Origin of the sequence: Microcoleus sp. BROC3, assembly GCF_036702515.1 — a bacterium.
In the GTDB taxonomy this organism is placed as follows: domain Bacteria; phylum Cyanobacteriota; class Cyanobacteriia; order Cyanobacteriales; family Microcoleaceae; genus Microcoleus.
Map to the genome: position 1 here is coordinate 1 of NZ_JAUBTQ010000109.1, position 8,569 is coordinate 8,569.

The window sequence follows — 8,569 nt, forward strand, 5'->3', positions numbered from 1 at the left end:
GGCGGACACCATTACCAAATCGGGTCGCAGCAATATTAAGGTTTGCGGCTGTCCCTTTTGGGTAGCCGTCGCTTTGTGCCATACTTTTTAAGCTCCAAACGTTGTTAGATAACGATTTGGGGAAGTTCGTCCTTACTTCAGTGCTGATAACACTGGGTAGGGGCGCATATCAAATCTTCCTTAGTTACTTACGATCGCAGGTTCGTGAGAAAAATACAACCCCTACAACGGTAAAGTTTTGTGCTGCGAGAAATCCCCGGCAGAACCGGGGAACGTTCCTAATTTTCCCGGGATGTGTCGTCACAGGACTTTTCAATCATCTCTAAAATCGCCTCGATGTCTGCGAGTGTTGCAGTAGACTTTTTGCGCCTGGTCTTCAACTGATTGAGTAAGTCGGCCGGTTCTGGGAGTTCGACACTGATCGCGATCGGCGGCGACTTTTTAATTTCATCCCGTGAGCGCTTCACTGTCGCAAGTTCTTCTTTCAAATTTTGCACCTCAAGTCCCAAGTCCCCATTTCGCTCGTGGAGTTGGTTGAGTTCCTTGTCCCATTCCTCAAGTTGCTTGTTAGCTGCTTTCAATTCAAGCCTGAGCGATTCATCGTTGCCCTCGCTCAGGCTTTCAATTTTCCCAGGCGTTCCTCAATCCCTGCGAACTTAGCCGCTAGCAGTGTGTCTAGCTTAATGTCTAGCAACGTGTCTAGCACAGGTTCTATGTCTGGGATTGCGGGTGCTGTTGCTGATGTTGTCTCAGATTTTGCGATCGGTGCTGTTGCGGGGGAATTGGCGGCTATCTCTAAAGTTCGCACTACCCAAGCGTTTACGCTTAACCCTTCGGCTGCTGCTACTTCCTTGATTGTTTCCAGTAACTCGCGTCGCCCGTCCAATCTCAAGTTAAGCTGGCATCTGTCTGTCATGTCTAGCACCTGTCTAGTTACTACTAGACACATAGTAGCACCGTGTCTAGCACTTGTCTAGTGGTTTGTAGATATTTCTTTTCAGTTGTCTAGCAAATATCTAGCAAATGTCTAGCACAGCATCTGCAAGAGCGTATCAAAAAAGCTCCCAAATGCCGAAGCTTGGAAGCCATGATCCACCGTACCGAAACGAGCTCATTCTACCGTATCAATTAAGAAGTGGTTTCCGACACGCTGCACCGGGACTGTACCCATTCATCAATAAGTTGCCCCATCGTAATGCCACGGCGGTAACTCTCAATCCTCAAAAATTCCAGCGATGCGGGGAGCACTGCGGTCTGAAGCTTAGCGGTAGCAGTAGCAGTAGCTTTAGTCATTGGCTTAAAATCAACTATCCCGACATTTTAGCTATTCTCAATAAAGGGTTAGTCAGCATCAACAACGTGACTTTTCAAGTTCTCTGAGGATTGAGTTGACCGCACAGACGGAAACTCAGGCTGTAGCTCGTGAAACCTGTGTTTCCCGCTGTAGGAAAGCATTGACAAAGCGCTCACGGCTCCCCTGACTTGGGCATCGCTGACTTCTAAATATTTCTGCAACTCTGTTAGGGTGCGGTGGCCGCTGACTTGTTGGATTACTCGCAGCGGGATGCCTGCGTTGCTCATTTGAGTCAGGGCGGTGCGGCGAAAACTGTGGGTAGATGCTCCCTCAATGCCGACTCGCTGGCAGGCTTCTCTGAGGATGACGGCGGCCGAGTCGCTGGTGATGTGCCGCCAATGGTGTCCGGGGTGGCGGCTGGGGAATAGGTAAATTGGGCCGGCGTGGGGTTGCCAGAGCGTCAAGAGCGATCGCAAGTCTTCAATCACTGGGATGGTGCGGGTTGCTAGTTTGCCCTTGGTTGCCGCTTTCCTGATGTTTACAGACGCTCGAACTCGACCTCCTGAAGTGTAGACATCCTCCGACAGCATCGAACACGCTTCAGCGATGCGAGCGGCCGTGTAGAGGCAGACGCCGAACAAAGCTCGATCGCGATCGGACTGCAATCCTTCGGCAAACAGCAGCTCTATCTCGGGGTGCGACAAAATCGCCGCTTGTCCGTGCCTGTCTATTTTCACCGCCATGTTCCTAACTCCTTGCAGCAATTAAACATCAATTTGGAGCCTCCCATCTCAAGTCCTCTGGGAAGGCTTTAAAGATTGCCAAGCCGTCACCAACCATCGATTTAACTTCCAGTCGGTAGCAGTCCCCAACAAGCCCCAGCACCCGGCATTTAATCCAATCTGCCTTGACCTGATACCACGCCCAAACTTTCTCGGCTGTCGAGCCGCTTCCCGCTTCTTGTTCTGGGGGAGTTTTTACGGTTGAGTTTGTTGTCACAGGACTGATTTCTTCTTTATTTATAGAATGTGGTGTGACAGACTCCGATTTTGAGGTCAAATCGCTGGAGTGCTTGCTCTGAGCGGATTTAGATTGCACTGTGACATCAGCCTCAACCGCTAGGATGCCTTTCTGCTGGAACTCGAATAAAGCGAGTTCATCTCGTTGCTGCCAAGCTTCAAAAATTTCCGATCGCAAACCTACAGGCTCCGAGATTTTATTGCCAGTGCGATCGAAGCAATTGGCAGAAGCGGCGCCGCCAAACTTGTAAAATCTCACCCGGTCTTCACCTACGCGGCGCTGTTCGCCGGCGAGCTTGAGTCCTAATTGACCGAGGAAGCTTCCCACGACTCCGATCGGATTCTTTGTCGCCTTCTCTGGGCTGACTGTGATGCCCGTTAGGAGTTTGATGTCTGCTGCAAGTTTCAAAGCCTTGCCTGCAAACTCAAGAATCTCTGGCGACTTGTTGCTCCATTCCTTTGTCGGGTCTGTGAACTGCAAAATATTGAGGAGCTCGTGAATTTTCAGCTTGCCCGTGGTTTGCCGGACATCTTGCAGGCAGAGTTGCCCGTCGCCGCTCTTTATCTGGGAATCGATACTTTTGCGATCGCGCATCCAAACAAAATCTGGATTGTGGGTCAGTGAATATTCAAGATGAATTTTCCCAAACCATTTGTCTTGATGGAGCTGCCTGAGTTCTGGGGTAACTTCTACTTTGTAAATTTCCTTCAGTCTGAATTTTTCCTCTTGATGCCGTTCGGCGTCGGTTTTGCTGCGCTGCTGTTCGAGCTTCTCGAATTCCTCACGGTCGATGTCGTCTGCCTCTGCCACGGCGACAGCTTCCTCAACCTGACTGATAATTCTAATCGTCTTAATTTCCCCAGCGGTGTCGCGGTCATCGTCGCCGCAATCTGTGAGGGCGTGACCTTCGGCGACTAAGCCATCTCGCACAGCTTCCCGAAAATTCCAAATTGACGAATTTATGCGGGCCGCGTATTTTGCCCAAAATTTCAAAACTACTGGGTTGTAAGCTTTGTCGAGGTCAAAGTCAAAGTCCTTAAGCAGTGCCAAGTTATAGCGGCAATCTTTCTCTTTAGATGTGGCTACTGCCTTGTAATTTGATTCCCCGTTACCGACTTTCCCGACTGCAATCTGGCGACACCACACAAACCGTGGCACCGGTTCGCGTACCCGTGCCAGAGATTGTCTAACTTCATTGTCAGAGGTTGCGCCTTGGTAAATTCCAAACACGGCGGTAAAATGCCCCCGCAAATCAACCGATACCCCAGTTGCCAGCGACGGCGAACAAATCACGATATCGTAGAGCGCCGCTAGTCCGTCCTTGATTTTTTCAGAGCCTTGGATTTTCTCAGCGCATTGGTAAGCAGGGTGTTCAGGGTTTGCGACAGTCTCGGCATCTATTCTCAGGATTTTCTTACCAGGGCAGCGCGATCGGTAATATTTTTCTAAATTCTTGCTGCCGTATTTGCTCTTAGCTTTTTGAGAATCGGTGCTAACCCAGATTTTGCCCCCAAAAGTTACACGATCGACTGAATCCTTGAGGAGCCCCGATGGATCGTCTTTAGTCCCACCCTTGACGTGTTGAGTGTCATAAAATTTTATTTGCCACGGCTCAGACGGTTGCCAATGATTCACGGCAATCCAAGGCGCGACATCAATTCCAGAAAATTCGCGAACAAAATCGATACTCATATCGCTTAAGTCGGCATCTTGCAACAAAACTTGGCCGCCAGAATTCAGTACGGTTTGGAGCAAAAGCTTGAGACTGGAAAGAATCGCTTGCCGATTGTCCTTGCAAGTTGAGGAGTTGAGTGCGTGCCAGAAAACTTGCTCGACTTCATCAATAATAATCAGCGCGCCTTCCCAAGCGAGCGGATCGAAAAATGCTTGAGATGTTGCGTGCAAGCTGTCGATGCAAAGTCCGTGTCCTAGAGCTTTGCCTTCAATTTTGCGATCGCCGTCGCTGTTCATTTCCTCGATCCAAGGAATTTCTACAACTTGGCAGATTGCCCGCCCTAAAACAATTCTGTGTACAAGGACTCCGACTTTACGACCTTCTGCCTGAGCTTTGGCCGCTAGTTTTCTGAGTGCGTAGGTTTTCCCTGAACCTTTGGGTGACTTTATACAGATGAGTCCTGACTCAGGATACGGAATATCAAGATAACGCTGGTGACATTCCCACGCGATCGGGTGAGTCAGCGCCCAAGCTTTTTTCCTGGTTTCCTTGCCGAGCCACGAGAAAAATTGTTTCTGAATCTCATCAATGTTTCTAGCGGCCGACATTACCGCGTCAACATCCCCGCCGCCAACACAGAAATCGTCAACTCCTTTATCAGGGCCCGGCAATATAGCAATTTTTGCGATCGCATTTTGCAGCAGTTCCCCAGTAGCCCGCGCCGCTTTGAACTCCACAGACTGAAAGTATTGCCCGTCGCGCCAGTCAAAGGCGAAAGTGATTTCGCGCCCTGGCGTGTCGAATTCCTGTAAATCTTCGTGCAATCGCTCGCCGATTCTCTTGCCGTCTGATTCCCGGTAAATTACGCGGCGACCCATCCAGATGCCGTTTAAAGAAATTGCTGCATAACCCAGAGTGAGCAGGCATCCTGCCTTTTTCTCACCTTCAGCAAATTTGATAGGAATATTGTTATCGCGCACCCAAGCCCAAAATCCGATCGCAGCGCCATCGCCGTCAATCACTGGGTTTTCGTAAATGCTAACGCCGTAGCGATCGGCTATTTTTTGCCAGATACGCAGCGGTATTCTCAAGAAAGTCGGGCGGCAAGCAATCTTGATGTATCGTCCAGCCTTGTCGTAGTAGCCGCTTGAATTTAAATACTTACCTTTTTTGGCTAGCGGCCCGTGAGTAGCCTTGACGCGGCCGTGGCACTCTAAAGCCACAGACTCCATACAGTCGTCTAGCTTGGCGCGTACTTTCCCGGCTCTAATTCCCGTGCCACTTTGTGTCGCTGTGACTTTAGGGTTAAGTATCTCGAAAAGCTCTTTGCCCCTAACGCTGCGGACGTTAAGTATAATGATTTCTAAATCAACACCGCTGTCAAGCCATTCTTGCAGGTGCTCAGGCAGAAGCTCAGATTCTGTTACGCAATCTTGGTAGCTTAAATTTATACTTTGTGAGGGTGTGTCTTGTGCTAATATCATGGAACAATTCTCTTTATGTGAGAACCGTTAGCACCCAAGAAAATCAGACGCCCCAGAGATTTGAACCTTATCTCAAATAAGACTTCACATATGAGATAAAGTAATTGAATAACTAAATTGAGTAGCTTCCTTGGTGGGAAGTGGGGCGTCTGCTGGTTCCTCTTTGGGGAGCTAGCAGTTTTTATGTTAGGGCCTTGGGCTGACCCATTGGATCAAATGGTACTACAAACTTTCAATTAAATGATTTCTATTTTTTAATTGACAAATGGTGTTAGCACGTGCGTAAGACTTTTTGCCTTGCTCCTTCTACTAATAGGAGTGGTAGCTCAAACAGTCACCTCTCATAGGGTGTAACGGCATCTTGGCGAAGATGTGGCAAGTTACATTGGTGACTTAAAGGATTTCTTAATAGAATGCAATGAAGGAAGAAAAGTTTTAGTTAAGACGTTGATTCCCGCATCAAGTCAGGATTAGATAGCTTTCAACTATTAATTAAAGGCAGAAATTACACACTTCACAGCAGAGTCGCGATCGTACCCTGAAACCTCGGAACTCAGAAGCCTTGCGCGGGCTGGCGTTTAATATACTGCAAAATTACTACAGCCCTATAGGGTTGAAATTTTAATATACGCAAATAGACTCCTTCATTTGAGCGATTTTGCCCCCTCTGAAATTGCCCCATCTGGGACGATCACATTCTGATAGAAATCTGCTAAACACAAGCTCGCTTACAGGCATCGCGCCTCCTTAATTTTCAGTAAGATGCAGTAGTCTTACAGACCTATAGGTCTGAATTTTTAATATAGGCTTCTAAAGCCTTAATTTGAGGGCGTTTCGGGGGCTGCATTTTCCCCCAAAAAATTCCCTCTTTTTTGCGTCACTCGCTCGCCTCAAATTGGCTAAGCAGGCTCTGAAGTTTGAGCTTGCCCTCTGAGAATTTGCGGCCTTTCATCTTGAGAATGTTCTCAATAATCCAAGTGGTAGATTTATTCACCTTCCGCGCTTCACAGACTTCTGCATACAACGATTTATCTAGGGCTGTAGGCTCAGGAGCGGTAGTGGTAGCGATTACGTCCACTTCCTCGGAATCAGCGCTATATACAGCTTCCAGCGCTTGCCGAGCCTCTTCCACATCGGTAGTCGGGGAAGCAAGAATTTGCTCTGCTTCCTGTTGTCTTTGCTGCTGGCTGATATAAGCGGAAGTGCTTATCTCGTCAACAATGTCTGCCTTAATTGCCCTGGTTTTGATGGTTTCAATCTCAATCTCCTCTGCCAATCTCCGCGCAATATTGCCCGCACCGATCGCACAGGCAACCGCACCGCCCAGACTCAATCCCTGAATTGCCTTGTGCCACGTAACTTTTTTATCCAGGGCAACCAGGGGAGTGAGCCAAAGAGCGATCGCACTTCCCGACAAAACAATCAGCTTTAGGAGCATAAGTAGACCCCCGCACCGACGATTGCTGCTGCCAGTGAAGCCAGAAGCAAGGCTTGTAAATTCTGCACAGAAATCTTGAGCCAAGAGCTAACCGAGAAATCCAACAGCCAGCACAAGCCCCAGAGAATAAAGCTTGCTGCTGCCAAAAATGCGATCGCTCGGAATGACATCGGGTGCAAGCTCGCTATCCATCCCAGAAGGGAGGAAGCGGCACACCCGGCAATAAAATAGTTTGCCAAGCTTGCCGCTCTCATTAATTACCCCTCTGGAACCGCAAGCAATTTTCGATATACTCTTCAGCAGAGCGGTAAGCCTCAGCGTCAGATTCAGCCACGCCACCATCAATCAAATCCACAAATTGCCCGTTCTGATAGGTAAATTTATCGTCCCGGTAAATCTGCCATCCCGTGCCGTACTCTTCCTTGAAGATGCGGACAAAATAGCCGTTGTGCCAGTATTTGATTTCTTGACCTTCAGGCGATCGCATCAAAGCTTTAAGTAATTGCAGAATCATTTTTTACCTCCTAGCACTGCATCCCACGGGCGGGGCTGAGGAGTAGCTACGGCGGGCGGGCGTAAATTCTCCAAGGTGTAGGAGCATCGGTCGCGCCCATAAGGGGAACCGCTTATTTCCACAAAGTGGGCAAGGTCAAAGGTGAAGCCATTAGCTCTTAAAGCTTTTACCAATTTCTTCACTTCTTTTTTTTTGCCAGCAAGCCACATATATTCCATCAGTTTGCCCCCCCGATCAGTTGAGCTTTGATGGCGTCGATGGCAGTGCGTGCCTTGTTTTCAGCCTTGTCAATCCCCATGCCTAACTTGGCATAGCCGGGACGTAAACCGTGCAGTTTTTTAGCTAGGCTGGCATTTGATCGCACTTTTACAAGCTCGTTAACGGCTACATCACCTTCATATTTCCGATGGCTGCGATGCACGGTAGCATCGGCCTTCTCAATCTTGCCTAGGGATTTGTAAGCCTTTTTTGAGTGCCTCGCACCCTCGGTCTTTTCCTTGGCTAGTTTCTTTAGCGCATCGGCTTGCTCTTTATCGAAATATTGAGGAGCCGGAACTACCGGGGCTGTACGGATTGACCCGAAATCACCGGGATTTTGTGGGGTAATCACGCCCGCATCGGTAGCGGCCAAAACTTTTGATTTGTCGATTGCGTGGCCGCCGTCGTTTATGGCAAGCTTGCCACCATCTTTGGGCGCGTCGGATTGACCGCCGAATAAGCGTAGTTGTAAACTCATTATTTACCTACCTGAATTGTGATTTTTACTGGGAGTAAGTTGAGCGGGTTGATGCGGGGAAACAATCCTAAAATCAGCAAAGCGCAGCCAACCGATGCAAGAGCTAGGGCAAAAGCTTGCGTCCAGTCAATCCAATCAATCAAATTAATCTGGCGCGGGTTTTCTTGACTGCTTAACCCTGTGTCAAGCGGTTCGACTTTAGACTCAAACTCCAACCCGTGCGAAGTCAACAGCTTCTCCCATGTTGCTGTCGCTGTGAGTTTTCCATATTTTTTGGCTTCCTCTGCGGTAAGGCCGCAATCATAGGCAAGCTCTCGAAGAGAATCTATGCGGCGGACACCATTACCAAATCGGGTCGCAGCAATATTAAGGTTTGCGGCTGTCCCTTTTGGGTAGCCGTCGCTTTGT

At 48.8% G+C, this 8,569-nt stretch carries 11 protein-coding genes; all 11 read right to left on the reverse strand.

All coding sequences use genetic code 11. The annotated features are described in order from the left end of the window. Positions 1-278: 278 nt before the first annotated feature. Positions 279-581, reverse strand: coding sequence for a flagellar alpha dynein (locus QUB30_RS32290; protein ID WP_333342210.1), 303 nt, complete (start codon positions 579-581; stop codon positions 279-281). A 32-nt stretch (positions 582-613) separates the two neighbouring features. After that, on the reverse strand, positions 614-916 hold the full coding sequence (locus QUB30_RS32295; RefSeq protein WP_333342212.1) for a hypothetical protein: 303 nt from the start codon (positions 914-916) through the stop codon (positions 614-616). Between the two features lie 212 nt (positions 917-1,128). Then, positions 1,129-1,293: a hypothetical protein gene (locus QUB30_RS32300; protein ID WP_333342214.1), complete on the reverse strand. Its 165-nt coding sequence runs from the start codon at positions 1,291-1,293 to the stop codon at positions 1,129-1,131. Between the two features lie 48 nt (positions 1,294-1,341). Next, complete coding sequence (locus tag QUB30_RS32305; protein ID WP_333342216.1) at positions 1,342-2,037, reverse strand: tyrosine-type recombinase/integrase; 696 nt, start codon at positions 2,035-2,037, stop codon at positions 1,342-1,344. Positions 2,038-2,065: 28 nt separating this feature from the next. Beyond that, on the reverse strand, positions 2,066-5,473 hold the full coding sequence (locus tag QUB30_RS32310) for a plasmid replication protein, CyRepA1 family (protein WP_333342218.1): 3,408 nt from the start codon (positions 5,471-5,473) through the stop codon (positions 2,066-2,068). A gap of 877 nt (positions 5,474-6,350) precedes the next feature. Further along, positions 6,351-6,911, reverse strand: a complete 561-nt coding sequence (locus QUB30_RS32315) for a hypothetical protein (RefSeq protein ID WP_333342219.1) — start codon at positions 6,909-6,911, stop codon at positions 6,351-6,353. Beyond that, complete coding sequence (locus tag QUB30_RS32320) at positions 6,902-7,165, reverse strand: hypothetical protein (RefSeq protein ID WP_333342221.1); 264 nt, start codon at positions 7,163-7,165, stop codon at positions 6,902-6,904. The genes QUB30_RS32315 and QUB30_RS32320 overlap by 10 nt, the downstream gene beginning before the upstream one ends. After that, on the reverse strand, positions 7,165-7,425 hold the full coding sequence (locus tag QUB30_RS32325; RefSeq protein ID WP_333342223.1) for a hypothetical protein: 261 nt from the start codon (positions 7,423-7,425) through the stop codon (positions 7,165-7,167). Before QUB30_RS32325 ends, QUB30_RS32320 begins: the two co-directional genes overlap by 1 nt. Then, entirely contained in the window at positions 7,422-7,643 is a 222-nt protein-coding gene (locus QUB30_RS32330) for a hypothetical protein (RefSeq protein WP_333342225.1), read from the reverse strand. Before QUB30_RS32330 ends, QUB30_RS32325 begins: the two co-directional genes overlap by 4 nt. Continuing rightward, on the reverse strand, positions 7,643-8,161 hold the full coding sequence (locus QUB30_RS32335) for a hypothetical protein (RefSeq protein ID WP_333342227.1): 519 nt from the start codon (positions 8,159-8,161) through the stop codon (positions 7,643-7,645). The genes QUB30_RS32330 and QUB30_RS32335 overlap by 1 nt, the downstream gene beginning before the upstream one ends. Further along, positions 8,161-8,569, reverse strand: a 409-nt coding sequence (locus tag QUB30_RS32340) for a hypothetical protein (RefSeq protein WP_333342228.1), incomplete at its 5' end; no start/stop codon positions are given. The genes QUB30_RS32340 and QUB30_RS32335, both read right to left, overlap by 1 nt.

What these genes read in the sequence shown, in the direction of transcription:
- QUB30_RS32295 (WP_333342212.1), bottom strand. Translation starts at nt 916, where the DNA reads ATGACAGACAGATGCCAGCTTAACTTGAGATTGGACGGGCGACGCGAG.
- QUB30_RS32300 (WP_333342214.1), bottom strand. Translation starts at nt 1,293, where the DNA reads ATGACTAAAGCTACTGCTACTGCTACCGCTAAGCTTCAGACCGCAGTG.
- QUB30_RS32325 (WP_333342223.1), bottom strand. Translation starts at nt 7,425, where the DNA reads ATGATTCTGCAATTACTTAAAGCTTTGATGCGATCGCCTGAAGGTCAA.
- QUB30_RS32310 (WP_333342218.1), bottom strand. Translation starts at nt 5,473, where the DNA reads ATGATATTAGCACAAGACACACCCTCACAAAGTATAAATTTAAGCTAC.
- QUB30_RS32315 (WP_333342219.1), bottom strand. Translation starts at nt 6,911, where the DNA reads ATGCTCCTAAAGCTGATTGTTTTGTCGGGAAGTGCGATCGCTCTTTGG.
- QUB30_RS32320 (WP_333342221.1), bottom strand. Translation starts at nt 7,165, where the DNA reads ATGAGAGCGGCAAGCTTGGCAAACTATTTTATTGCCGGGTGTGCCGCT.
- QUB30_RS32305 (WP_333342216.1), bottom strand. Translation starts at nt 2,037, where the DNA reads ATGGCGGTGAAAATAGACAGGCACGGACAAGCGGCGATTTTGTCGCAC.
- QUB30_RS32335 (WP_333342227.1), bottom strand. Translation starts at nt 8,161, where the DNA reads ATGAGTTTACAACTACGCTTATTCGGCGGTCAATCCGACGCGCCCAAA.
- QUB30_RS32330 (WP_333342225.1), bottom strand. Translation starts at nt 7,643, where the DNA reads ATGGAATATATGTGGCTTGCTGGCAAAAAAAAAGAAGTGAAGAAATTG.